This is a genomic window from Brucella daejeonensis (assembly GCF_014199265.1).
GTDB lineage: Bacteria > Pseudomonadota > Alphaproteobacteria > Rhizobiales > Rhizobiaceae > Brucella > Brucella daejeonensis.
Window position 1 is genome coordinate 187,100 of record NZ_JACIJG010000004.1, and the last position, 24,253, is coordinate 211,352.

Below are 24,253 nucleotides of genomic sequence, written 5' to 3' on the forward strand. Positions count from 1 at the left end.
AGCAATATATTAATTCAACTAAATTATCTTATTGACAAAAGCCTCGCAAAATTGAACCGTAAGGAGAGGGTGGTGCAGACCGCCCTGCTCATGCAGGGGGAGAGGGTTCCCGCATGGCGGAGAATGGGCGCTGCGCAAGGAATTGCGCGGCATGTGGTGGAATATGCGGGCCGGTCAATCCTGTCCGCAGCCGTGCCTGGCACCGCATCAGCAAAGCCGGTGGGGCAAAAGGGAGGTTTTATGCGCAAGCTTTTATTGGCAGGTCTGGTTGCAGGTCTCAGCACCTTTGCGATCAACGCCGCACAGGCTGTCGAAATCGAATATTGGCAATATGTCTTCGAGACACGCGTCAAGGCGATGGACAAGCTGATCGAGAATTTCGAGAAGGCCAACCCGGACATCAAGGTCAAGCAGGTTACGTTCCCTTACGACGACTATCAGACGCGCGTGATCGCAGCGAAGATGGCGGGCAAGAGCCCGGACGTGATGCAGCTTTTCTATGGCTGGCTCGACAAGTTCGTGGCTGGCGGCATTCTCCAGCCGCTGCCGCAGGATGCGTTTCCGCATGACAAGATCGAGGGTGAATTCTTCCCCATCGTTTCCGCGATGAAGCGCGGCGACGAATATTACGGCCTGCCGACTGCCGTGCGTTCGCTGGCTCTGTTCTACAACAAGAAGCTGTTCACGGAAGCGGGTCTGGACCCGAACAATCCGCCGAAGACGCTGGATGAAATGGTCGAAGCCGCGAAGAAGACGACCAAGCGCGACGCTTCCGGCAATCTTCTGGCCGAAGGTATTACGCTCGACATGCCGGGTCAGGACCAGCATTGGTGGCGCGAGGTTCTGGTGCGCCAGTTCGGCGGCCAGCCCTATACCGACAATGACCGCAAGGTCGCCTATAACGCCGCCGCCGGTGAAAAGGCGCTTGCTTTCTATACGGGCCTCCAGACCGAGCAGAAGGTCGGCGAAGTCAAGTTCATGGACGAAGGGCAGGCGGCTTTCCGTGCGGGCATGGCGGCCATGACCATCGACGGCACTTTCCGCCTCGGTTCGTTCCGCACCATCAAGGACTTCGAATGGGGCGTGACCGAACTTCCGGCCAATGCCGAAGGCGTGCGCTCCAACTATGCGAGCTATTTCGCCAACGGCATCAGCGCCAAATCGAGCGGCGAAAAGCTGGAAGCTGCCAAGAAGTTCCTGAACTACATTTCCTCGCCGGAAGCTATGGAAATCTGGCTGAAGGAGGTGGGCGAACTGCCTGCGCGCCGCTCTGCGGCCTTGACTGAAGCGAACCTTGCCGATCCGGTCTATGGCCCGTTCCTGAAAGGTCTGGAATATGCGCACACGACCATGTTCGTGGATGAACTGAAGCAGCGCCAGATCGCCGTCGATATGGTCAACCGCGTCATTCTCGAAAAGCAGCCGATCAAGGAATCTCTCGACCAGGCGGCCAAGGCCGAGCAGGATGTGCTGGACGCGGCCAAGTAACAGGGCAGCGAAGTAACAGGCTTGAAATGCGGCGGGGGCGGGGCCTCGCCGCTCTTCTCGCGGCGCGGCTCATCCGTGGCCGAAGGATTCTGAAACATGACAATGACTGTAGAAGCCGGGACTGTAGAAGCCGGGACGGCTGAAACAGGCGGCACGGGGAAGGGGCCTTCGGGCAACCGCCTGACGGATCGCCTTTCCATGCGCACAAGACGGCTGATCTGGGTGTGGAGCTTTCTGGCTCTCCCGATCCTGTTCTATTCGGTCATCCGTTTTTATCCGACGATAGAGGCTTTCTGGCTGTCTCTCACCGACTGGGACCTGATGAACCCGCCGAAATTCATCGGCCTCGCCAATTACCAGAAGCTGTTCGCCGATCCCGAATTCTGGAAAGTTTTCAAGAACACCTTTACCTATCTGCTGGTCGGTACGCCGATCAGCCTTGTGGTCGCCTTTACGATTGCCTGGTTTCTGGATCGCGTGCGCATCATGCACGGTTTCATCCGCGCGCTTTATTTCCTGCCCTATCTCACCACGGCAGCCGCCATGGCTTGGGTCTGGCGCTGGTTCTACCAGCCCGCGCCCATCGGCTTCATCAATAATATATTGAGCGCGCTGGGGCTTCCGCAGCAGGGTTTTCTGCGCTCGGTCGATCAGGGTCTTTATGCGATCATGGCGACATCGATCTGGGCCGGTCTCGGTTTCCAGATCATCATCTTCATGGCGGGCCTGCGCGCTGTTCCCAATACTTTCTATGAAGCCGCGCGCATCGACGGCCTCGGCGAATGGGCCATCCTGCGCAAGATCACGATCCCGCTTCTGAAGCCTACCACGGTCTTCCTTGTCGTCTTTTCCTCCATCGGCTTTCTGCGCATCTTCGATCAGGTCTACAACATGACCACGAACGATCCCGGCGGACCGCTCGGCTCCACCAAGCCGCTGGTGCTGATGATCTATCAGACGGCCTTCTCCTCCTATGCGATGGGCTATGCGGCTGCGCAAACCGTCGTCCTCTTCACCATCCTGCTTTGCGTGTCGCTGTTGCAGCTCTGGATCCTGAGGGAAAAGAAATGACAGCGTCCGCTCAAACGAAATCGCTTCCCTTCCAGAACCTGCGGCCCGGCCGCATTATGATATGGACGCTGCTTTTCATCGGCGGCCTCATCATGGTCACGCCGTTGGCCTTCATGTTCTCCACCTCGCTCAAGACGGCGGGGCAGGTCTACGACCTGCGCCTGATCCCGGCGGAGCCGACATTGCAGAACTATGTCACCATCCTTGCCGATGGCCGCTTTATCCGCTGGTTCCTGAATTCCATGATCGTCGCGGTCGTGGTCACGCTGTCGAATGTCTTCTTCGACAGCCTCGTCGGCTATACGTTGGCGAAATTCCGGTTTCGTGGGCGCTATTTCATCTTCCTCGCCATTTTGTCCACGCTGATGATCCCCACCGAAATGCTGGTGATCCCGTGGTATCTGATGTCGAGCAAGCTCGGCTGGCTGGACAGCTATTGGGGCATCATGTTCCCCGGCATGATGACGGCCTTCGGCACCTTTCTCATGAAGCAGTTCTTCGAAGGCGTTCCCAACGACTTTCTGGAAGCGGCCCGCGTGGATGGCCTCAACGAATTCCAGATATGGTGGAAGGTGGCCATGCCGCTGGTGACGCCCGCTCTCTCGGCGCTTGCGATCTTCACTTTCCTCGGCAACTGGACCGCCTTCTTCTGGCCGCTGATCGTCGCCACCAGCCCGGAGCTTTACACGCTGCCGGTCGGGCTTTCGAGCTTTGCCGTAGAACAGTCCATCCAGTGGGAAATGATCATGACCGGCGCGGCAATCGCCACGCTTCCCACGCTCGTCGTCTTTCTTCTTCTCCAGCGTTACATCGTGCGCGGTGTCATGCTTGCTGGCCTCAAGGGTTGAACCATGTCCGATCTCGATCCACGGCTGTCCGATAAAAGCGTCTTTCCCGATCCGGTTTACAAGGAAACCGTGCTTCGCCCGCTTTTCGACGGCGCCAGAACCCACCATGTCGACGGCTTTCGCCGCATCGACCGCGCGCATCTCGTCATGCTGACCGAAACCGGCATTCTGGACCGCGAGCAGGCATCGGCCATCGCCGGTGCGCTGGAAGCCATCGACAAGGAAATCGACCCGTCGCAGCTCACCTATACCGGCGAGGTGGAGGACTTCTTCTTCCTCATCGAAAAGGAGCTGAAAGCACGTATTGGTGCCGACACCGCCGGTCGGCTTCACACGGCGCGTTCGCGTAACGACATCGACCACACGCTGTTCAAGCTTGGCCTGAAAGCCCGCATCGACGCGCTGATGGCGCAGGCGCGCAATCTGCTGGATAGCGTGATCGCCGCTGCGACACGTGAAAAGGAGACGCTCATCGTCGCCTATACGCACGGCCAGCCGGCGCAGCCTTCGACCTTCGGCCATTATCTTTCGGCGGCAATTGAGGTTCTCATCCGCGACATGGAGCGGATGGAAGCCGCGCGCGCCATCGTCAACCTGTCACCCATGGGGGCGGCGGCCATCACCACCTCAGGCTTTCCGATCGATCGCGCACGGGTCGCCAGCCTGCTGGGCTTTGCCGCCCCCTTGTCCAATTCCTATAGCTGCATCGCGGCGGTTGATTACGTCACCTCCACCTATTCGGCGCTGGAACTGATGTTCGTGCATCTGGGACGTCTCATTCAGGATTTCCAGTTCTGGACCAGTTTCGAGGTCGGCCAGATCTATGTGCCGAACGCCTTCGTGCAGATTTCCTCGATCATGCCGCAGAAGCGCAATCCGGTCCCTGTCGAGCATATGCGCCATCTGGCGAGCCAGACCATGGGGCGCGCCCGCACGGTACTGGATGTGATGCACAATACGCCCTTTACCGACATGAATGACAGCGAGGGCGAAACCCAACAGATGGGCTATGAGGCATTTGCCTCCGCTGGTCGCGTACTCGATCTTCTGGCCGCTTTCATCGGCGCGATCCGCATCGATCCGGCGCGTGTGGCAGAAAACATCCGACGATCCTGCATCACGATCACCGAACTGGCGGATTCGCTGGTGCTGATCGAAAATCTCTCCTTCCGGCAGGCGCACGAAATCGCGGCCAGGGTTGCGCGTGCTGTCGTCGCCATGGGCGGCGGGCTTTCGAGCGACGGTTTCGAGCCTTTCCTCGAAGCTTTCCGCGAATCTGCCGGGCGCGAGCCGTCCTTCGGGCGCGAGCAATTCGAGGAACTGGTATCGCCGCAACATTTCGTGACCGTGCGCGACCGTCTCGGCGGTCCGGCACCTGCCGCAATGGATGCGGCCCTTGCACGGCATGAGGCGGAAGCCGACCGCTTCAACGCCCTTGCGCGCCAACATGCCTCCGACGAGGCACAGGCCACCCGCGAGCTCAACGAAAAATTCAGTGCACTTGTGGAGGCACGCTGATGGCAACCATCGAACTTGAAAAGCTGGTCAAGCGCTATGGCAAGGTCGAGGCGGTCCGGGCAATCGATCTCCAGATCGAGGACGGTGAATTCGTCGTCTTCGTTGGACCTTCCGGCTGCGGCAAGTCAACCACCTTGCGCATGATCGCCGGTCTTGAGGATATTTCCGGCGGCAATCTCAGGATCGGCGGCGAAATCGTCAATGAGCGCGATCCGAAGCAGCGCAACATCGCCATGGTGTTCCAGAATTATGCGATCTATCCGCATATGACAGTGCGCCAGAATATCGGTTTCGGACTTTACACGTCGAAACTGTCGAAAGCCGAGAAGGACAGGCGGATCGAGGAAACCGGCAAGGCGCTCGGCCTCGAACCCTATCTCGACCGTCGCCCGGCGGCGTTGTCCGGTGGCCAGCGCCAGCGCGTCGCCATTGGCCGCGCCATGGTGCGCAATCCGTCCGCCTTCCTGTTCGATGAGCCTTTGTCCAATCTGGATGCGCAGTTGCGTGCGCAAATGCGCATTGAAATTAAGCGCTTGCATCAACGTCTCAAGACGACGACCGTGTATGTGACCCACGATCAGGTCGAAGCCATGACCATGGCCGACCGCATCGTCGTCATGCGCGATGGCCGCATTCTCCAGACAGGCACGCCGACCGAACTTTACGAGCACCCGACGGATGTGTTTACGGCACGTTTCATCGGCAGTCCGTCGATGAACCTCATTGCGGGCCGTCGCAGCGGCGCGGGCGTGGAGCTTGTGCCGGAGGGCGATATTCTCGTCGGCGTTCGTCCGCACGACCTCAAGGTCGGGGAAGGCACGCCCGCCTGCCTGTCGCTTACCGGCACGGTGACGGCGGTGGAGCCGCTCGGCGCGGAAACGCTGGTCCATCTGGACGTCAACGGCGTATCGGTGATTGCAACGGCGCCCGGCAAGGTCATTCCGGCAGCGGGCGGCACGCTTGCCGTCTCCGCGCCTGCCGGAAGCCTCTATCTCTTCGATGCCAAGACCGAGAAGAGCCTGGGCCGCCTATGATGCCGCAACAATTCAAGCGCCCTGCTGTCCTCAGCATCGGGCGGGTTTACTGCGACCTCATCTTCACCGGCCTGCAATCGCTGCCTCAGCCGGGGCGTGAGGTTTTTGCCGAAAGCATGACGATGGCGGCGGGCGGCGGTGCTTTCATTTCCGCCGCGCATCTTGCCCATGCGGGCAGGGCGGTGGCGCTAGTCGCGCGGCTCGGTTTCGACGGCCTGTCGCGCGGGATCGAGCCTGATCTCAGGATCGATGGCGTCGATCTGCGCTTTCTGGAGCGCACCGACGATGCCGGACCGCAGGTGACGGTGGCAAGCGTGATCGGCAACGACCGCGCATTTCTGTCGCGCCGTGCAGGTTCAGCGCTACCCGCCACTCTTTCCGCCGCTCTTCAATGGAAGGATGCAAGGCATCTGCACATTGCTGAATTCGCCACGCTGCACGAAATCCCTGATCTCGTGCGGCAGGCGAAGGCGGCTGGCCTGTCCGTCTCGCTCGATCCGAGCTGGGACGAGACGCTGATCTACGATTCCGGTCTTCTCTCCGCCTGCGAGGGTGTCGATATATTCCTTCCCAACCGTGAGGAAGCGCAAGCCATCACCGGCCATGGCGATCCGGCCAAGGCGCTCGATGCGCTCGCAGGCCATTTCCCTGTCGTCGCGCTGAAGGGGGGCGGCGAGGGCGCGTGGCTGCGCACCGCCGATGCCGATATCCATATGGCGGCAAAGGACGTGCCGGTCATCGATACGACGGGAGCGGGCGACGCCTTCAATGCCGGCTTCATCGATTCCTGGCTCGAAGGTCACGACGCTCATCGGGCGCTTGCAGCCGGTATCGAATATGGCAGCCTCGCCGTGCAGGCGGTGGGCGGCGCTTCCATCCTGCGTTCGCCGGAGCGTCTCGCGGGGTGACGCGTTTGGACAAGCTTGGACAGGGCACTTCCATGTCGGATGCTTTCTGACCGCCTGTAAAAAAGCGCAAGAAAGCTGGAAAATCGAAACTTTTCCACTTGCGCTCCCCGTCCGAATTGCCTAAACGGCTCTCACGACTTGGCCAAGCAGCCGGCCTACAGTCGGGCGATTAGCTCAGTTGGTAGAGCGCTTCGTTTACACCGAAGATGTCGGGAGTTCGAGTCTCTCATCGCCCACCATTCCCTGTTAAAGATATTGAATATCAATTACTTTTTGGGTTTTCCATGCACCATATTTGCAGGTGCGGGATATTTCATTCCCAATCTGATCTGCCTCCCGGAATGGACAACGAGAGTATGAGCTTTCGTCTCATGGCGCGATCGGGTTTCGACTACGCACTCAATGAACCAGGCAGCGTAAAGGTTAGCCAGTGCGAGCAGCCTGACCTACAAACATTTCCGGTTGAACTGCCAGTATTTGAGCGGTTGAATTAATTGACAGAAAACACGCCCCGGTTTACCACGTGTAAATATTGGGGGCATGTTTATGAGTAATTTTCTGACAGTTATAGCCAAACCATCCCTGTGGAATAGTTTGGATGAATTTTTCCCTGACGACCCGTCATTTAAGCGTGGCGACGTCAGGGTATATGGGGGTTATGATATCTTTCGCGGTTGTGCATTGGATATCGAAAACCGCAGGGTCATATATGAAACAGCGGAATCTATACATTGGCCAAAATACAATAGTAATTTAGAAGGTAGTTATATACGTGTCTCGATTGACGGCGATAATCTATGCATAGGCACTGACGTATTCCGCCAGATACCTATTCTTTTTTTCGAAGAAGAAGGGATATGCGCGTTTTCAGATTCATTGTTCATGCTGTCTCAACTTCGGCGCCATCTGAAAATTCCATGTAAATTAAATGATGATGTCGCAATATCGAGGTCTTTACTCGGATCGATTAACTCTCAGCAGTTGGGACCAAGGACTCTTATAGAGGGGGTGAATTATCTCGCTCTGGGAACTTCGGTTCGTGTCAATCTGAGCGAGAAAAGACTCTCAGTAGGGATGGAGAAGATTGACGTTCGATCATTGTTTTCTTTTGATAACTGTGATTATCGGTCTGCCATCAGGGGGGGCGCTCAGGCGATAGCTGACCTTCTCGCAACGGTAACGTCTCTGAAAGACGCCGAGGTTTCGATTGGCTTATCCGGCGGGCATGATTCCAGGGTAGCATGGGCTGGCATTGTAAAAAACGGCAGCGAGAAATCCGTTTCAGTTCGTACGAATAGGCGTTGGGCCAAGGACTTGTCAGCCGTTGAACGCCTGTGCGCGGAAGCGAATGTTTCTATCGATAACGCCCGCATCAACAATGCTTTGGCCTCTGATCAGATGGCGACCTGGTTCATATTCAATGCCGGAATTTATGACCCTTTACATACGCCAAATATCAGCAAGCCTGATGTATCTCGGTTTTCTATAGGGGGGCGTGGAGCAGATCTCCTCAAAGGCAATTACGGGTGGATGTCGCTAGATGATCTTCTGTTGAGAAGACATAAGAGGATTGGAGAAGTTTCAGTCAATGAGGCTGTATTTCGTGAAGCATCGTTGGGGCTGGAAGAGATTGGGATAAGCCCGAAAGATAAATGGGCGTCAGAGTGGCATTATCTGGCATATCGTAATGCAATCCACGCCGGAAGGGCGACGATGGATAGTCTTGTTGCACTGCGCCCCCTCATGCAGAAAAAACTGGTTGGGGTTGGATATTCGGATACAAATGAATTTCCATCGCCAGAGAAATATAGACCGTCGATGGTGACTGACCTTATCATTGCGCTTTCGCCTGCGGTGGCCGTCTTGCCTTTTGACGAGGATGAAAAGAATCTTGATGACGGGTTCGTGGCCAGTCGCTCAGAATATCTGGGAACGGTGCAGGCTGGCTCCCCATATACAGTGTTCGGCCATCCGTCAGGATGCAGGGCGGGCGCATCCGAAACCTCTATCAAGATGGCGCGGGAAAGAGGTTTTACCGGCAAAAAGGCGGACGATATTATCAAGCGATTGGCTGAAAAGGGCTACTACAACATACCGAAGCGCCTCCGGCCATTTTATGATGACCATCTGAATATCGTCAAATCCGAGCTTCAGCCACCCTTTGGGGCAAGCGCCAAAGCCAGCATTGCCGCGGGAAAACTTATGGCATTCCTGCTGGTGGATCGTCCATCAAGGACGAGGGCGTTCTTTCGTAGGCTGAGCCGGACAGTTCAATCCGTACGAAGTGCCTACAAATTGATTTATCGACGGACTTTCTCACCCGGTATCTCGCCATGCGCAGCGGATTGAAGCAGGGCGATTCCACGCTTTTGCCGGTCGGCGCTGATTCCGCTCGTCCGCCGGGTCTTGTGGATAAGTTTGATGTCATTGAAAATGCCCGGAAAACGGGCGTTCCGTGACAAAAGAGAAAATTCTTGTCCTTTCTTCGTGACCCTTGCTTGACACTGGTCCGAGAACCTCTTAAACGACCGCTCACACCGGACGGAAACGCCGGTGCGGCGCAGCCCAAAAGGTTGCCGAGAAATGCGCGGGTGTAGCTCAGTTGGTTAGAGTGCCGGCCTGTCACGCCGGAGGTCGCGGGTTCGAGCCCCGTCACTCGCGCCACTTTCCTCTCAACATATCGATAGATGAACGTTGACACGAAAGTGGCGCTGGCCGCGTTTGCCTTTTTCCTGACCTGATCCATGTCTCCGAAACCCGCACAGGCTCAGCCTGTGCATGAATTTCCCAATATCGCAATTCTTCTCGAAACACCTGCTTGACACTGGTCAGAGAACACCTTAAACGACCGCTCACACCGGACGGAAACGCCGGTGCGACGCAGCCCAAAAGGTTGCCGAGAAATGCGCGGGTGTAGCTCAGTTGGTTAGAGTGCCGGCCTGTCACGCCGGAGGTCGCGGGTTCGAGCCCCGTCACTCGCGCCACTTTCCGCTCAACAAATCGATAGATGCATGTTGACACGAAAGTGGCGCCGAAGGTTTTCATCAATCCAGTGTCGAGCGCTCAAATGCGGGCAGCAGGCTGCCGATCCGCATCGGTCCGGCTATTTGGAAAACTGCTTCCACGACAGATAAGCCACGGAAAGAATGATTGCCGCGATGACAAGAAGGTCGCCGCTGGCGAGCAGGTAATGGCTCATCTGTGACCTCCTTCATGTCTGGGCCGGTTGCGGCCTCAATGATAAGGAGTGCGGCCTGGATCTGAAGGCATGGCTTCGCGCCACCTTGCATATTCGAGGCGTTTCCATTCCAACTTTGCACGAAGCGGCGAACGGATTTTTCACGGAAGTCGAATCGCGGGCAGGGGGCGGGCGCGGTGCTTCTGTTCGGGCTTGCGGCGCCGCCGGAGCGGAAAATTTCTCTTTGCAGTCCTACATCACGAAGAATGCAACTGCCGTGCTAGTGTGTGGTTTACGGATTTGAAGTTCCTGAACGCAGATGCCAGGCAAATGATGGGAACTTCAAATCCACCACACCAGGTTCTTGATTCATTCAGCGATTGCCGGGCAGGAAATTGCATGTGACTTTTCCTCACGAAATTATGATCCTTTCATGTTATACGGGGTTTAGGTGGGATAAGCGGGCTCGATGCCATGTCTTGTTAAGCATCTCGGTTCGTCTTTGCCCAATAGATAATGCCGGAGGGGTTGCGCTTGCGCGCGTGCTGCGATAACCGTCCCGGCGAAAAGCGCTTAGTTCGCACGGTACGCCTTTTGAAGCTGCTTGGGCGACGGGGTTGCAATAGATGCAATGTGTCGCATGGTCGTCAGCTTCAAAAAGCTTATGACAGGCGGCGCAGCCTCGTATTCAAGCCGGATAAAGGACCATGAACGAGCTTTTAAGTTCCTACCTGCCGATCGTCATCTTTCTCGGCATTGCGATGGTAATTGGTGTAGCCCTTCTGGTTGCGCCGTTCCTTGTCGCTTACAGACAGCCCGACCCGGAAAAGCTTTCCGCTTACGAGTGCGGCTTCAATGCCTTCGATGACGCCCGTATGAAGTTCGACATTCGCTTCTATCTTGTGTCGATTCTCTTCATCATCTTCGACCTCGAGGTCGCCTTCCTCTTCCCGTGGGCCGTGTCCTTCGGTGAAATCGGATGGTTCGGTTTCCTGTCGATGATGGTGTTCCTTGGCGTTCTGACCATCGGCTTCATCTATGAATGGAAGAAGGGAGCGCTGGAATGGGATTGACCGGCAGCAGCACCACACTCGTGGCTCCTCAGCCGAAGGGCATTCTCGACCCGCGTACGGGCAAGCCCGTCGGTTCGGACGATGCATTTTTCAACGATCTGAACGGCGAGCTTTCCGACAAGGGGTTCATCGTCACCTCCGCCGACGCCCTGATCACCTGGGCGCGCACCGGTTCGCTGATGTGGATGACTTTCGGCCTCGCCTGCTGCGCCGTGGAAATGATGCACATTTCCATGCCGCGCTACGACGCCGAACGTTTCGGCATCGCGCCGCGCGCCTCTCCACGCCAGTCCGACGTCATGATCGTCGCAGGCACGCTGACCAACAAGATGGCGCCGGCGCTTCGCAAGGTCTACGACCAGATGCCGGAGCCGCGTTATGTGATCTCGATGGGTTCCTGCGCCAACGGCGGCGGCTACTACCACTATTCCTATTCGGTGGTGCGTGGCTGTGACCGCGTGGTGCCTGTGGACATCTATGTTCCGGGTTGCCCACCGACCGCCGAAGCGCTGCTTTACGGTATTCTTCTGTTGCAGAAGAAAATCCGCCGTACCGGTACTATTGAACGCTAAGGCCAGAGAGGCATTTGATCATGAGCGAAGAAGCTCTCGGTGAACTTTCCGGCTATATCGGGGAACGTCTCGGTAACGCGATCGATGAGGCGAGGCTGGCCTATGGCGAGCTGACGCTTTCCGTCCCCGTGATGAACCTCATCGGCGTTCTGACTTTCCTGCGTGACGATGTGCAGTGCCAGTTCGTCAATCTGACGGATATTTCCGGCGTCGACTATCCGCAGCGCGCCAAGCGTTTCGATGTCGTCTACCAGCTTATGTCTCCGCGCCAGAACCTGCGCATTCGCGTCAAGGTCCAGGCGGATGAGGACACGCTGGTGCCTTCCGCCGTTCCCGTCTATGTCGGTGCGGAATGGTACGAGCGCGAAGCCTACGATATGTACGGTATTCTGTTCTCCGGCCACCCGGATCTGCGCCGTATCCTGACCGATTACGGTTTCGAAGGCCATCCGCTGCGCAAGGATTTCCCGACGACGGGTTATGTGGAAGTACGTTACAGCGACGAGCTGAAGCGCGTTGTCTACCAGCCGGTCGAACTGCGTCAGGAATTCCGCAATTTCGATTTTCTCTCGCCATGGGAAGGGACGGATTACGTCCTGCCGGGCGATGAAAAAGCCAAGACGAACTGAGCGACGGGAAGCTGAACATGGCTGAGACTCAGGTCCGCAATTTCAATATCAACTTCGGTCCGCAGCACCCTGCCGCGCATGGTGTGCTGCGTCTGGTGCTTGAACTCGACGGCGAAGTCGTCGAGCGTGTCGATCCGCATATCGGTCTGCTGCATCGCGGCACCGAAAAGCTGATGGAAGCCAAGACCTATCTTCAGGCCGTACCTTATCTCGACCGCCTCGATTACGTTGCGCCGATGAATCAGGAACATGCCTATGCGCTGGCCGTCGAGCGCCTGCTGGGCATCGACGTGCCGAAGCGCGGCCAGCTCATCCGCGTTCTCTATTCGGAAATCGGCCGTATCCTGAACCATCTCCTCAATGTCACCACGCAGGCCATGGACGTCGGTGCGCTGACGCCGCCGCTCTGGGGCTTCGAGGAACGCGAAAAGCTGATGGTGTTTTACGAACGCGCCTGCGGCGCGCGTATGCACGCCGCCTATTTCCGTCCGGGCGGCGTCCATCAGGATATCCCCGACCAGCTTGTCGAAGATATAGGCAAGTGGATCGACCCGTTCATGGTCACGCTGAAGAATCTCGACGATCTCATCACGCCGAACCGTATTTTCAAGCAGCGCAATGTCGATATTGGCGTCGTGAAGCTGGAAGACGCATGGGCGTGGGGCTTCTCCGGCGTCATGGTGCGCGGTTCGGGTGCTGCATGGGACCTGCGCAAGTCGCAGCCCTATGAATGCTATAACGAGATGGAATTCGACATTCCGATCGGCAAGAACGGCGACTGCTACGACCGTTACCTGATCCGCATGGAAGAAATGCGCCAGTCGGCGCGCATCATGCGTCAATGCGTCGATCTCCTGCTCGGCAAGGAGCGTGTCGGTCCGGTTTCCAATACCGACAACAAGATCGTGCCGCCGAAGCGCGGCGAGATGAAGCGCTCGATGGAAGCGCTCATCCATCACTTCAAGCTTTACACGGAAGGCTACCATGTGCCCGCCGGTGAAGTTTACGCGGCAGTCGAAGCCCCGAAGGGCGAGTTTGGCGTCTTCCTCGTTTCGGATGGCTCCAACAAGCCTTATCGCTGCAAGCTGCGCGCTCCGGGCTTTGCCCATCTTCAGGCCATGGATTTCCTGTGCCGCGGCCATATGCTGGCCGACGTGTCGGCAATTCTTGGCTCGCTCGATATCGTGTTTGGTGAGGTTGACCGCTGATGTCCGTTCGCCGTCTCGCAGATGATGCCGTCCAGCCGGCTGCTTTCGCATTCAACGCGGAAAATCAGGCCTGGGCGCTCAAGACGATTGCAAAATACCCGGAAGGCCGCCAGCAGTCGGCCGTCATTCCGCTGCTCATGCGCGCGCAGGAGCAGGATGGATGGGTCACGAAAGCCGCCATCGAGCACGTTGCCGGTATGCTCGACATGCCGCTGATCCGCGTTCTGGAAGTCGCGACCTTCTATACGCAGTTCCAGTTGAAGCCGGTCGGCACCCGTGCCCACATTCAGGTTTGCGGCACCACGCCCTGCATGTTGCGCGGTTCGGAAGCGCTGATGGATGTCTGCCGTCACAAAATCCACCACGATCCGTTCGAGCTGAACGCCGACGGCACGCTGTCGTGGGAAGAGGTGGAATGCCAGGGCGCTTGCGCCAATGCGCCGATGGTCATGATTTTCAAGGACGCCTATGAAGATCTGACGCCGGAACGCCTCGCCGAAATCATCGACGCTTTCGAAGCAGGCAAGGGCGATACGATCGAGCCGGGTCCGCAGAGCGGTCGCGTAACGTCTAATCCGGCCAATGGCCTGACCTCGCTGACCGAAGATCTGGACTATCGCAAGATCGGTCTGGAGACCCGCAAGGCATCGGACGCCGCCGCTGCCAAGGCGAAGGCCGAAGCGGAAGCCAAGGCCAAGGCGGAAGCCGCCGCGGCTGCTCCTGCCGCCGCGCCTGCGCCCAAAGCGGAGACACCCGCTCCGGCAGCAGCGAAGCAGACAGTCTCGCTCGACGACAAGAACCGTCCGGTTGCAATTGCGCGCCCGGAAGCGGTTGACGATCTGCAACTTATTTCGGGTGTCGGACCGAAAATCGAAAAGACGCTGCACGATCTTGGCATCTTCACCTACAAGCAGATTGCTGTGTGGAAGAAGGCCGAACGCGAATGGGTCGACCATTACCTGAGCTTCCACGGCCGCATCGACCGTGAAGACTGGGTGAAGCAGGCCAAGGCATTGGCCAAGGGCGGTGTCGAGGAATACATCAAGGTATTCGGAAAGAAGCCGGTATGATGACTTCGATATTGGCAAACACGAACGGAAACAGGTGAGACATGCTGGCTGATAAAGATCGCATCTTCACCAATATCTATGGCTTCAAGGATTGCTCGCTGAAGGGCGCGATGTCGCGCGGCCATTGGGACAATACCAAGGGCTTTATCGACAAGGGCCGTGACTGGATCATCGACGAGATGAAGGCGTCGGGTCTGCGTGGCCGTGGTGGCGCGGGCTTCCCGACCGGCCTGAAATGGTCGTTCATGCCCAAGCAGAGCGATGGTCGTCCGCATTATCTCGTCGTCAATGCCGACGAATCCGAGCCGGGCACCTGCAAGGACCGCGAAATCCTGCGCCACGATCCGCATACGCTGATCGAAGGCTGCGTGATTGCCGGTTGTGCAATGGGCGCGCATACGGCCTATATCTATCTGCGTGGCGAATTCATGCGCGAGCGTGAAGCGCTGCAAGCGGCCATCGATGAATGCTACGACGCCAGGCTGCTCGGCAAGGGCAACAAGTGCGGCTGGGATATGGACATAATCCTGCATCACGGTGCGGGCGCCTATATCTGCGGCGAGGAAACGGCTCTGCTCGAAAGCCTCGAAGGCAAGAAGGGCCAGCCGCGCCTCAAGCCGCCATTCCCGGCCAATATGGGCCTCTATGGCTGCCCCACGACCGTCAACAATGTGGAATCGATTGCGGTCGCGCCGACGATCCTGCGTCGCGGCGGCGCATGGTTCTCGTCCATCGGACGCCCGAACAATGTCGGCACCAAGCTGTTCCAGATTTCCGGTCATGTGAACACGCCATGCGTGGTGGAAGAGGGGCTGGGCATCACCTTCCGCGACCTGATCGAAAAGCACGCTGGCGGCATTCGGGGCGGTTTCGACAATCTTCTGGCGGTCATTCCCGGCGGCGCGTCCTGCCCGGTCATCAAGGCTGAGGACATGATGGATGCCATCATGGACTTTGACGGTATGCGCGACAAGAAATCGTCGTTCGGCACCGGCGGCCTGATCGTCATGGACAAGTCCACCGACATCATCAAGGCGATTGCGCGCCTGTCGGCCTTCTTCAAGCACGAAAGCTGCGGCCAGTGCACGCCATGCCGCGAAGGCACGGGCTGGATGTGGCGCGTGATGGAACGCATGGTCAAGGGCAATGCGCAGAAGCGTGAAATCGACATGCTGTTCGACGTCACCAAGCAGATCGAGGGTCATACGATCTGCGCTCTGGGCGACGCGGCTGCATGGCCGGTTCAGGGCCTGATCCGCAATTTCCGCCCGGAAATTGAAAAGCGTATCGATGAATATACGCGCAACGCCGTTCAAAGCCGCAATATCCGTCTGGAAGCGGCTGAATAAGTTGTGCGATGCCTGCCCGACGGGGCAGGCGACAAAGTTTTACGATCTGGAAGATGCGGCTTAAGCCGCAGGTTTGGACAAGCGATGGCAAAGATCAAGGTTGACGGCACGGAGATCGAAGTTCCCGATCACTATACGCTCCTTCAGGCTGCCGAAGCCGCGGGCGCGGAAGTGCCGCGTTTTTGTTTCCACGAACGGCTTTCCATCGCCGGAAACTGCCGTATGTGCCTGGTTGAAGTGAAGGGCGGACCGCCGAAGCCGGCGGCATCCTGCGCCATGGGCGTGCGCGATCTGCGTCCCGGCCCGAATGGCGAAGCGCCGGAAATCTTCACCAACACGCCGATGGTCAAGAAGGCCCGCGAAGGCGTGATGGAATTCCTGCTGATCAATCATCCGCTCGATTGTCCGATCTGCGATCAGGGTGGCGAATGCGATCTTCAGGATCAGGCCATGGCGTTCGGCACCGACGGTTCGCGCTATAGCGAGAACAAGCGCGCCGTCGAAAACAAATATATCGGCCCGCTCGTCAAGACGGTGATGACGCGCTGCATTCACTGCACGCGCTGCGTCCGCTTCACGACGGAAGTGGCAGGTATTTCGGAGCTGGGCCTGATCGGTCGCGGCGAAGATGCCGAGATCACCACCTATCTCGAACGCGCCATGACGTCTGAATTGCAGGGCAATGTCATCGACCTTTGCCCGGTTGGCGCTCTGACCTCGCGTCCTTATGCGTTTCAGGCGCGTCCGTGGGAGTTGAACAAGACCGAAACCATCGATGTGATGGATGCGGTCGGCTCCAATATCCGCGTCGATACGCGTGGCCGTGAAGTGATGCGCGTCATGCCGCGTGTCAACGAAGCGGTGAACGAGGAATGGATTTCCGACAAGACCCGCTTCATCTGGGACGGCCTGCGCACGCAGCGCCTCGACCGGCCTTATATTCGCAAGAACGGTCGTCTTGTCGCGGCCAACTGGCCGGAAGCCTTCTCCGCGATTGCGGCAGCCGTTTCGGCAGCGTCCGCCGACAAGATCGGCGCTGTTGCAGGCGATCTGGCTTCGGTCGAGGAAATCTACGCGCTGAAGGGTCTCATGGACTCGCTCGGCTCCGCCAATATCGACGGTCGTCAGGATGGCGCTGCACTCAACCCCGCACTGGGCCGCGCAAGCTATCTCTTTAACGCGACGATCGAAGGCATTGAAAACGCTGATGCCCTGCTCATCATCGGCTCCAATCCGCGCGTCGAAGCAGCCGTCCTGAACGCGCGCATTCGCAAGCGTCAGCGCATGGGTAATTTCCCGGTCGCGCTGATCGGCGAACAGGCCGAACTGCGTTATAACTATGAATATCTCGGCGCTGGCGCAGACACGCTCGCCGCCGTTGCCGCTGGCAAGAACGCATTCCGCGACGTGCTGGCCAAGGCTGAACGTCCGCTGATCATCATCGGTCAGGGCGCGCTTGTCGGTGAGAATGGCAGTGCCGTGCTTTCGACCGCCGCGAAGCTCGCGCAGGATGTCGGGGCGATCAAGGACGGCTGGAACGGCTTCTCGGTCCTGCATACTGCCGCTTCGCGCGTCGGCGCTCTGGATCTCGGCTTCGTGCCGGGTGAGGGCGGCAAGGCGGCTCGCGACATGCTGGGCAATCTCGACGTCGTGTTCCTGCTCGGCGCCGATGAACTCGACATGGGCACGAAGGGTTCGAGCTTCGTCGTTTATATCGGCACGCATGGCGATGCCGGTGCACATGCCGCCGACGTTATCCTGCCGGGCGCAACCTATACCGAAAAGTCGGGCACCTGGCTCAACACCGAAGGCCGTGTGCAACTTGGCAATCGTGCCGGTTTCGCGCCGGGCGAGGCGAAGGAGGACTGGGCGATCCTGCGCGCTCTTTCCGACAGTCTCGGCAAGCGCCTGCCATTCGATAGCCTGCAACAGCTTCGCGCCAGGCTCTATGCGGACTATCCGCATATGCTGGCCATCGACGCAATCACGCCTGCTTCCGCCGACGATCTCGTCGCGCTGGCGGGCAAGGCATCCAATCCGGGCAAGGACGCTTTCGTCTCGCCCGTGAAGGACTTCTACCTGACGAACCCAATCGCGCGCGCTTCCGCCGTCATGGCCGAATGTTCGGCGCTTGCGGCCGGCGGCTTCCAACAGGCGGCTGAGTAAGCGAGAGAGAGACGGAACAATGGAAGGAATTTTTGCAGCTTACGTCTTGCCAGCGCTGATCATGGCGCTGAAGTCGGTCGTTCTGCTCGTCGTATTGCTGATCGTGGTTGCATACCTGCTTTATGCGGATCGCAAGATCTGGGCGGCTGTGCAGCTTCGCCGCGGCCCGAACGTGGTCGGCCCGTGGGGTCTGTTCCAGGCCTTCGCCGACCTGTTCAAGTTCGTATTCAAGGAACCGATCATCCCGTCGGGTGCCAACAAGGGCGTGTTTCTTCTGGCGCCGTTCGTTTCCGCCGTGCTGGCGCTGGCGACCTGGGCGGTCATTCCGGTCAATGAAGGCTGGGCGATTGCCAACATCAATGTCGGCATTCTCTATATATTCGCCATTTCGTCGCTCGAAGTTTACGGCGTGATCATGGGCGGCTGGGCGTCGAACTCGAAGTATCCGTTCCTCGGCGCGCTTCGCTCGGCAGCGCAGATGGTGTCTTACGAAGTCTCCATCGGCTTCGTGATCGTCACGGTGCTTCTGACCGCCGGTTCGCTGAACCTGACCGATATCGTCCTGTCGCAGAATACCGGCCTCGGCACCAAGCTTGGCCTGCCCGGTTCGTTCCTTGACTGGAACTGGCTCTGCCTGCTGCCGATGTTCGTGATCTTCTTCATTTCGGCGCTCGCCGAAACCAACCGCCCGCCTTTCGATCTTGTCGAAGCGGAATCCGAACTCGTGGCCGGTCACATGATCGAATATTCGTCCACGCCGTTCCTTCTGTTCTTCCTTGGCGAATATGTGGCGATCACGCTGATGTGCGCCCTGATGACGATCCTGTTCCTTGGCGGCTGGCTGCCTCCGGTGGATATCGCGATCCTCAACTGGGTTCCGGGCATCATCTGGTTCATGCTGAAGCTTTGCTTCTGCTTCTTCCTCTTCGCAATGGTGAAGGCTTTCGTTCCGCGTTACCGCTACGACCAGCTTATGCGCCTTGGCTGGAAGGTTTTCCTGCCGATCTCGCTCTTCATGGTTGTCGCAACCGCGACCTTCCTCAAAGTCTTCGGTCTGGCGTAAGGAGTAATCATCATGGCTTCACTTGCTCAAGCAGCCAAATCGCTCCTGCTGAAGGAATTCGTCGGCGCGTTCTTTCTCTCCATGCGCCAGTTCTTCGCGCCCAAGGCGACGCTGAACTACCCGCATGAAAAGGGTCCTGTCTCCCCGCGCTTTCGTGGTGAACACGCGCTGCGCCGTTATCCCAACGGTGAAGAACGCTGCATCGCCTGCAAGCTTTGCGAGGCGATCTGCCCGGCGCAGGCCATCACCATCGAGGCCGGTCCGCGCCGCAATGACGGCACGCGCCGCACGGTGCGTTACGACATCGACATGGTGAAGTGCATCTATTGCGGCTTCTGTCAGGAAGCCTGTCCGGTGGATGCGATCGTCGAAGGTCCGAATTTCGAATTCTCGACCGAGACGCGTGAGGAGCTTTACTACGACAAGGAAAAGCTCCTCGCCAATGGCGACCGCTGGGAACGCGAAATCGCGCGCAACATCGCGATGGATGCGCCGTATCGCTGATAAGTTAAAGAGTATTGGATTGGAAAAGTCTTTTTGATCCAATGCCTGAACATAAGTTTGAATAAAGCGGGCGAAGCAATAGGGCTTTGCTCACGGAAAGGTGTTGGGGGATCCCCATGCTGACAGGTATTGCGGCAGCGTTCTTCTATCTGTTCGCTTTCATCATGATCGCATCGGCGTTCATGGTGATCGCGGCGCGCAACCCCGTGCATTCGGTGCTGTTTCTGATCCTCACATTCTTCAATGCGGCTGCATTGTTCCTGCTGACCGGGGCCGAGTTCCTCGCCATGATCCTGCTCGTCGTTTACGTCGGCGCGGTGGCGGTTCTCTTCCTCTTCGTGGTCATGATGCTGGATGTGGATTTTGCGGAATTGAAGCGCGGCGCGTTGCAATACGCGCCGGTCGGCGCTCTGGTCGGGCTGATCCTGCTTGGCGAACTGGTCTTCGTCTTCGCAAGCCGCATGTTCACGCCGAAGCTGGGGCAGGGCGCGGTGCCGATCCCCGATATTGCCGAGCGGACCAATACCGCCGCTCTCGGTGACATCCTTTACACCGACTATGTCTTCTACTTCCAGGTTGCCGGTCTCGTCCTTCTGGTCGCGATGATCGGCGCCATCGTTCTGACGCTGCGGCACAAGCCGAATGTCAAGCGCCAGTCCATTCCGGCCCAGGTTGCTCGTACGCCCGAAACGGCGGTCGAGATCAGAAAAGTCGAAACGGGCAAAGGCATCTGAGGATAAGCATATGGAAATCGGTATCGCCCACTATCTGACCGTTTCGGCCATCCTGTTCACGCTTGGCGTCTTCGGCATCTTTCTCAACCGCAAGAACGTCATCGTCATCCTGATGTCGATCGAATTGATCCTGCTTTCGGTCAATCTCAACTTCGTGGCGTTTTCCAGCCAGCTCGGCGACATGGTCGGGCAGGTCTTCGCCCTTTTCGTTCTCACCGTCGCGGCAGCGGAAGCTGCCATCGGTCTGGCAATCCTCGTTGTTTTCTTCCGTAATCGCGGCTCCATCGCGGTGGAAGACGTCAATGTTATGAAAGGTTGACGGGCAAATGCTCTACTACGCGATCGTCTTCCTTCCGCTTCTCGGCTTCCTGATCGCCGGTCTTTTCGGCAATCAGATCGGAGCCAAGGCGAGCGAATACATCACTTCCGGCTTCATGGTCGTCGTCGCGATCTTCTCCTGGATCGTCTTCTTCCAGATACCGCTTGGCCACGAAGCCGAAACCGTCCGCATCCCGGTGCTGCACTGGGTGACGTCCGGTACGCTTTCCTTCGACTGGGCGCTGCGCATCGACACGCTTACCGGCGTCATGCTGGTGGTGGTCAATACGGTTTCGGCTCTCGTGCATATCTATTCGATCGGATATATGCACCACGATCCGCATCGTCCGCGCTTTTTCGCCTATCTGTCGCTCTTCACCTTCGCGATGCTCATGCTGGTGACGTCGGACAATCTGGTCCAGATGTTCTTCGGCTGGGAGGGCGTGGGTCTGGCTTCCTATCTCCTGATCGGTTTCTGGTTCAAGAAGCCATCGGCCAACGCCGCCGCCATGAAGGCGTTCGTCGTCAACCGTGTCGGCGACTTCGGCTTCCTGCTCGGTATCTTCGGCCTGTTCGCGCTGTTCCAGTCGGTCGACTACAACACGATCTTTGCCGCCGCGGCCAATTATCTTCCCGCTGAAGGCGCGGCCGATGCCAATCAGGTCGTGCTGAACTTCCTCGGCTACCAGCTCGACAAGCAGGGCGCGATCACGATCACCTGCCTGCTGCTCTTCATGGGCGCGATGGGCAAGTCGGCGCAGTTTCTGCTGCACACCTGGCTGCCGGACGCCATGGAAGGCCCGACGCCGGTTTCGGCTCTCATTCACGCCGCCACCATGGTGACGGCTGGCGTGTTCATGGTCGCACGCATGTCGCCGATCTTCGAACTCTCGCACACGGCTCTTCTGATCGTCACGATCATCGGCGCCACCACCGCTTTCTTCGCGGCGACGGTCGCCCTTGTGCAAAACGACATCAAGCGCGTGATCGCATATTCGACCTGTTCGCAGCTCGGCTATATGTTCGCCGCCCTCGGTGTCGGCGCATACGGCGCCGCCGTGTTCCACCTGTTCACGCACGCTTTCTTCAAGGCGCTTCTGTTCCTCTGCGCCGGTTCGGTCATCCACTCCGTTTCGGAAGAACAGGACATGCGCCGCATGGGCGGCCTGCGCAAGCTGATCCCCATCACCTACTGGATGATGGTCATCGGTACCGTCGCCATCACGGGTCTGGGCATTCCGGGCACCGTCATCGGTACGGCCGGTTTCTTCTCCAAGGATGCGATCATCGAATCCGTCTTCGCCTCGCACAGCGCGGCAAGCGGCTATGCCTCGACGCTCCTCATCGTTGCCGCGCTCTTCACGAGCTTCTATTCCTGGCGCCTGATTTTCATGACCTTCCACGGCAAGCCGCGCGCTTCGGCGGAAGTCATGCATCACGTCCATGAATCGCCCCCCGTCATGTTCGTTCCGCTGATGATCCTCGGCGTTGGCGCGATCCTCGCCGGTGTGCTGTTCAAGGAACTCTTCTTCGGCCATGAATATGCCGAATTCTGGAAGGGCGCGCTGTTCACCTCGGCTGCGAACGAAATCCTTGAGGAATACCACCACGTTCCTCTGTGGATTAAGCTGTCGCCGTTCATTGCGATGGTTCTCGGCTTCATCGTCGCCTGGATCTTCTACATCCGCTCGCCGGAAACGCCGAAGGCGCTGGCCGCACGTCACCGTGGCCTGTACCAGTTCCTTCTCAACAAGTGGTATTTCGACGAGCTGTACGATTTCATCTTCGTACGTCCGGCTCGCTGGATCGGCCGCCTGTTCTGGAAGGGGGGCGATGGATGGCTCATTGACGGCTTCGGCCCGGATGGCGTCTCGGCCCGCGTGCTTGACGTTACCAACCGCGTCGTCAAGATGCAGTCCGGTTACCTTTATCATTACGCATTCGCGATGCTGATCGGCGTCGCCGCGCTCGTCACCTGGATGATGCTCGGGAGCTCTTTCTGATGACCGACTGGCCAATTCTCTCAACGGTCACGTTTCTGCCGCTCGTCGGCGCGTTACTGATCCTTCTGATCAAGGACGACAGCGAGGCTTCGCGTCGCAACATCCGCAACGTCGCGCTTCTGACGACGGTGTTCGTCTTTATCCTGTCGCTCGTCATATGGGCCGGGTTCGATAATTCGAACCCCGGTTTCCAGATGGTCGAGCAGGCCGGATGGATGGGCGGCGGTATCAGCTACCATATGGGCGTGGATGGTATCTCCGTCCTGTTCGTGGTGCTGTCCGCTTTCCTGATGCCTTTCTGCATTCTCGCAAGCTGGGTATCGGTGGAAAAGCGCGTCAAGGAATACATGATCGCGTTCCTTATCCTGGAAACGCTGATGATCGGCGTGTTCTGCGCGCTCGACCTGTTCCTGTTCTACGTATTCTTCGAAGCAAGCCTTATCCCGATGTTCATCATCATCGGCGTGTGGGGCGGCAAGCGCCGCGTCTATGCGAGCCTGAAGTTCTTCCTCTATACGCTTCTGGGTTCGGTGCTGATGCTCATCGCCATCATGGCCATGTACTGGCAGGCCGGAACGATGGACGTCGTCGAGCTTTTGAAGCACGACTTCCCGGCTTCGATGCAGACATGGCTATGGCTGGCCTTCTTCGCGTCCTTCGCGGTCAAGATGCCGATGTGGCCCGTCCACACCTGGCTCCCCGACGCGCACGTCGAAGCGCCGACGGCAGGCTCGGTCATTCTGGCCGGTATTCTCCTGAAGCTCGGCGGCTACGGCTTCCTGCGCTTCTCGCTGCCGATGTTCCCGCTGGCTTCCGCCGATTTCGCTCCTTTCATCTTCACGCTCTCGGTGGTTGCGATCATCTACACGTCGCTCGTCGCCATGGTGCAGGAGGACATGAAGAAGCTGATCGCCTATTCGTCCGTCGCGCACATGGCCTATGTGACCATGGGTATTTTCGCGGCCAACGAGCAGGGCGTGCAGGGCGCGATCTACCAGATGCTGTCGCACGGTATCGTGTCGGCGGCGCTGTTCCTCTGCGTCGGCGTGATCTATGACCGCATGCATACCCGCGAAATTGCGGCTTTCGGCGGTCTGGTCAACAATATGCCGAAATATGCGGTTGCGTTCATGATCTTCACGATGGCGAATGTCGGCCTGCCGGGCACTTCCGGCTTCATCGGCGAGTTCCTGACGCTGTTTGGCGTGTTCCGGGCCAATACCTGGGTTGCGCTGTTCGCGACCACGGGCGTCATTCTTTCGGCGGCCTATGCGCTGTGGCTCTACCGCAAGGTGATCTTCGGCGCGCTGGACAAGGAAAGCCTCAAGGCTCTCCTCGACCTCAGCCCGCGTGAAAAGCTGATCCTTTATCCGCTTGCCGCGCTCACCATCTTCTTCGGCGTCTACCCGGCCCCGGTCTTCAATGCGACCGCCGGTGCCGTAAGCGCCCTGATCCAACATTACGACGCAGCTCTCGCGGGTACCGCGAGCGCCTTGCTGGCCCAATAAGAGAATAGAGG

General features: G+C 58.2%; 20 protein-coding genes and 3 tRNA genes. All 23 read left to right on the forward strand.

The features are described from left to right. Window positions 1–240: 240 nt before the first annotated feature. Window positions 241–1,488, forward strand: a complete 1,248-nt coding sequence (locus tag FHS76_RS06700) for an extracellular solute-binding protein (RefSeq protein ID WP_183650162.1) — start codon at window positions 241–243, stop codon at window positions 1,486–1,488. 198 nt (window positions 1,489–1,686) lie between these two features. After that, window positions 1,687–2,559 carry a carbohydrate ABC transporter permease gene (locus tag FHS76_RS06705; RefSeq protein ID WP_328700456.1) on the forward strand — a complete coding sequence of 291 codons (873 nt, stop codon included), beginning with the start codon at window positions 1,687–1,689 and terminating at the stop codon, window positions 2,557–2,559. Further along, window positions 2,556–3,407 (forward strand): carbohydrate ABC transporter permease, encoded by an 852-nt coding sequence (locus tag FHS76_RS06710; protein WP_183649816.1) that lies wholly within the window; start codon window positions 2,556–2,558, stop codon window positions 3,405–3,407. Before FHS76_RS06705 ends, FHS76_RS06710 begins: the two co-directional genes overlap by 4 nt. A 3-nt stretch (window positions 3,408–3,410) precedes the next feature. Continuing rightward, complete coding sequence (gene argH, locus FHS76_RS06715; protein ID WP_183649818.1) at window positions 3,411–4,925, forward strand: argininosuccinate lyase; 1,515 nt, start codon at window positions 3,411–3,413, stop codon at window positions 4,923–4,925. After that, on the forward strand, window positions 4,925–5,959 hold the full coding sequence (locus FHS76_RS06720) for an ABC transporter ATP-binding protein (protein ID WP_183649819.1): 1,035 nt from the start codon (window positions 4,925–4,927) through the stop codon (window positions 5,957–5,959). Before argH ends, FHS76_RS06720 begins: the two co-directional genes overlap by 1 nt. Beyond that, window positions 5,956–6,867 carry a carbohydrate kinase family protein gene (locus tag FHS76_RS06725; RefSeq protein WP_183649821.1) on the forward strand — a complete coding sequence of 304 codons (912 nt, stop codon included), beginning with the start codon at window positions 5,956–5,958 and terminating at the stop codon, window positions 6,865–6,867. Before FHS76_RS06720 ends, FHS76_RS06725 begins: the two co-directional genes overlap by 4 nt. Window positions 6,868–7,030: 163 nt before the next feature. Beyond that, a tRNA-Val gene (locus FHS76_RS06730) sits at window positions 7,031–7,106 on the forward strand. 307 nt (window positions 7,107–7,413) lie between these two features. After that, window positions 7,414–9,216 carry a hypothetical protein gene (locus FHS76_RS06735; RefSeq protein ID WP_183649823.1) on the forward strand — a complete coding sequence of 601 codons (1,803 nt, stop codon included), beginning with the start codon at window positions 7,414–7,416 and terminating at the stop codon, window positions 9,214–9,216. Between the two features lie 238 nt (window positions 9,217–9,454). Next, window positions 9,455–9,531 (forward strand) — tRNA-Asp (locus FHS76_RS06740). A gap of 243 nt (window positions 9,532–9,774) precedes the next feature. Then, window positions 9,775–9,851: transfer RNA gene (locus tag FHS76_RS06745), tRNA-Asp, on the forward strand. A gap of 901 nt (window positions 9,852–10,752) precedes the next feature. Further along, on the forward strand, window positions 10,753–11,118 hold the full coding sequence (locus tag FHS76_RS06750) for an NADH-quinone oxidoreductase subunit A (RefSeq protein ID WP_183649825.1): 366 nt from the start codon (window positions 10,753–10,755) through the stop codon (window positions 11,116–11,118). Then, window positions 11,109–11,690 carry a NuoB/complex I 20 kDa subunit family protein gene (locus FHS76_RS06755; protein ID WP_183649827.1) on the forward strand — a complete coding sequence of 194 codons (582 nt, stop codon included), beginning with the start codon at window positions 11,109–11,111 and terminating at the stop codon, window positions 11,688–11,690. The genes FHS76_RS06750 and FHS76_RS06755 overlap by 10 nt, the downstream gene beginning before the upstream one ends. Window positions 11,691–11,710: 20 nt before the next feature. Continuing rightward, on the forward strand, window positions 11,711–12,319 hold the full coding sequence (locus FHS76_RS06760) for an NADH-quinone oxidoreductase subunit C (protein ID WP_183649829.1): 609 nt from the start codon (window positions 11,711–11,713) through the stop codon (window positions 12,317–12,319). A 17-nt stretch (window positions 12,320–12,336) separates the two neighbouring features. Next, entirely contained in the window at window positions 12,337–13,527 is a 1,191-nt protein-coding gene (locus FHS76_RS06765; RefSeq protein WP_183649832.1) for an NADH-quinone oxidoreductase subunit D, read from the forward strand. Continuing rightward, window positions 13,527–14,597 carry an NADH-quinone oxidoreductase subunit NuoE gene (gene nuoE / locus FHS76_RS06770; protein ID WP_183649835.1) on the forward strand — a complete coding sequence of 357 codons (1,071 nt, stop codon included), beginning with the start codon at window positions 13,527–13,529 and terminating at the stop codon, window positions 14,595–14,597. The genes FHS76_RS06765 and nuoE overlap by 1 nt, the downstream gene beginning before the upstream one ends. A 41-nt stretch (window positions 14,598–14,638) precedes the next feature. Next, window positions 14,639–15,946 carry an NADH-quinone oxidoreductase subunit NuoF gene (gene nuoF, locus FHS76_RS06775; protein WP_183649840.1) on the forward strand — a complete coding sequence of 436 codons (1,308 nt, stop codon included), beginning with the start codon at window positions 14,639–14,641 and terminating at the stop codon, window positions 15,944–15,946. Between the two features lie 84 nt (window positions 15,947–16,030). Continuing rightward, window positions 16,031–18,112 carry an NADH-quinone oxidoreductase subunit NuoG gene (nuoG, locus tag FHS76_RS06780; protein WP_183649843.1) on the forward strand — a complete coding sequence of 694 codons (2,082 nt, stop codon included), beginning with the start codon at window positions 16,031–16,033 and terminating at the stop codon, window positions 18,110–18,112. 19 nt (window positions 18,113–18,131) lie between these two features. After that, complete coding sequence (nuoH, locus tag FHS76_RS06785) at window positions 18,132–19,175, forward strand: NADH-quinone oxidoreductase subunit NuoH (protein ID WP_183649846.1); 1,044 nt, start codon at window positions 18,132–18,134, stop codon at window positions 19,173–19,175. Window positions 19,176–19,187: 12 nt separating this feature from the next. Then, window positions 19,188–19,679, forward strand: coding sequence for an NADH-quinone oxidoreductase subunit NuoI (gene nuoI / locus FHS76_RS06790; protein WP_183649849.1), 492 nt, complete (start codon window positions 19,188–19,190; stop codon window positions 19,677–19,679). A gap of 116 nt (window positions 19,680–19,795) precedes the next feature. Then, complete coding sequence (locus tag FHS76_RS06795) at window positions 19,796–20,413, forward strand: NADH-quinone oxidoreductase subunit J (RefSeq protein WP_183649852.1); 618 nt, start codon at window positions 19,796–19,798, stop codon at window positions 20,411–20,413. A gap of 10 nt (window positions 20,414–20,423) precedes the next feature. Beyond that, window positions 20,424–20,732, forward strand: a complete 309-nt coding sequence (gene nuoK, locus FHS76_RS06800; RefSeq protein ID WP_006466598.1) for an NADH-quinone oxidoreductase subunit NuoK — start codon at window positions 20,424–20,426, stop codon at window positions 20,730–20,732. 7 nt (window positions 20,733–20,739) lie between these two features. After that, window positions 20,740–22,734 (forward strand): NADH-quinone oxidoreductase subunit L, encoded by a 1,995-nt coding sequence (gene nuoL, locus FHS76_RS06805; RefSeq protein WP_183649854.1) that lies wholly within the window; start codon window positions 20,740–20,742, stop codon window positions 22,732–22,734. After that, the gene (locus FHS76_RS06810) at window positions 22,734–24,242 is read left to right on the forward strand and encodes an NADH-quinone oxidoreductase subunit M (protein WP_183649857.1); all 1,509 of its coding nucleotides are present in this window, start codon (window positions 22,734–22,736) and stop codon (window positions 24,240–24,242) included. Before nuoL ends, FHS76_RS06810 begins: the two co-directional genes overlap by 1 nt. Window positions 24,243–24,253 lie beyond the last annotated feature (11 nt).

Excerpts from the sequence above, each read along its gene's own strand:
- nuoI (WP_183649849.1), top strand. The coding sequence starts at position 19,188 with ATGGCTTCACTTGCTCAAGCAGCCAAATCGCTCCTGCTGAAGGAATTC.
- nuoL (WP_183649854.1), top strand. The coding sequence starts at position 20,740 with ATGCTCTACTACGCGATCGTCTTCCTTCCGCTTCTCGGCTTCCTGATC.
- nuoK (WP_006466598.1), top strand. The coding sequence starts at position 20,424 with ATGGAAATCGGTATCGCCCACTATCTGACCGTTTCGGCCATCCTGTTC.
- argH (WP_183649818.1), top strand. The coding sequence starts at position 3,411 with ATGTCCGATCTCGATCCACGGCTGTCCGATAAAAGCGTCTTTCCCGAT.
- FHS76_RS06720 (WP_183649819.1), top strand. The coding sequence starts at position 4,925 with ATGGCAACCATCGAACTTGAAAAGCTGGTCAAGCGCTATGGCAAGGTC.
- nuoF (WP_183649840.1), top strand. The coding sequence starts at position 14,639 with ATGCTGGCTGATAAAGATCGCATCTTCACCAATATCTATGGCTTCAAG.
- FHS76_RS06795 (WP_183649852.1), top strand. The coding sequence starts at position 19,796 with ATGCTGACAGGTATTGCGGCAGCGTTCTTCTATCTGTTCGCTTTCATC.
- FHS76_RS06735 (WP_183649823.1), top strand. The coding sequence starts at position 7,414 with ATGAGTAATTTTCTGACAGTTATAGCCAAACCATCCCTGTGGAATAGT.
- FHS76_RS06750 (WP_183649825.1), top strand. The coding sequence starts at position 10,753 with ATGAACGAGCTTTTAAGTTCCTACCTGCCGATCGTCATCTTTCTCGGC.
- FHS76_RS06810 (WP_183649857.1), top strand. The coding sequence starts at position 22,734 with ATGACCGACTGGCCAATTCTCTCAACGGTCACGTTTCTGCCGCTCGTC.
- FHS76_RS06710 (WP_183649816.1), top strand. The coding sequence starts at position 2,556 with ATGACAGCGTCCGCTCAAACGAAATCGCTTCCCTTCCAGAACCTGCGG.
- FHS76_RS06765 (WP_183649832.1), top strand. The coding sequence starts at position 12,337 with ATGGCTGAGACTCAGGTCCGCAATTTCAATATCAACTTCGGTCCGCAG.
- nuoH (WP_183649846.1), top strand. The coding sequence starts at position 18,132 with ATGGAAGGAATTTTTGCAGCTTACGTCTTGCCAGCGCTGATCATGGCG.
- FHS76_RS06725 (WP_183649821.1), top strand. The coding sequence starts at position 5,956 with ATGATGCCGCAACAATTCAAGCGCCCTGCTGTCCTCAGCATCGGGCGG.
- FHS76_RS06700 (WP_183650162.1), top strand. The coding sequence starts at position 241 with ATGCGCAAGCTTTTATTGGCAGGTCTGGTTGCAGGTCTCAGCACCTTT.
- nuoG (WP_183649843.1), top strand. The coding sequence starts at position 16,031 with ATGGCAAAGATCAAGGTTGACGGCACGGAGATCGAAGTTCCCGATCAC.
- FHS76_RS06755 (WP_183649827.1), top strand. The coding sequence starts at position 11,109 with ATGGGATTGACCGGCAGCAGCACCACACTCGTGGCTCCTCAGCCGAAG.
- nuoE (WP_183649835.1), top strand. The coding sequence starts at position 13,527 with ATGTCCGTTCGCCGTCTCGCAGATGATGCCGTCCAGCCGGCTGCTTTC.
- FHS76_RS06705 (WP_328700456.1), top strand. The coding sequence starts at position 1,687 with ATGCGCACAAGACGGCTGATCTGGGTGTGGAGCTTTCTGGCTCTCCCG.
- FHS76_RS06760 (WP_183649829.1), top strand. The coding sequence starts at position 11,711 with ATGAGCGAAGAAGCTCTCGGTGAACTTTCCGGCTATATCGGGGAACGT.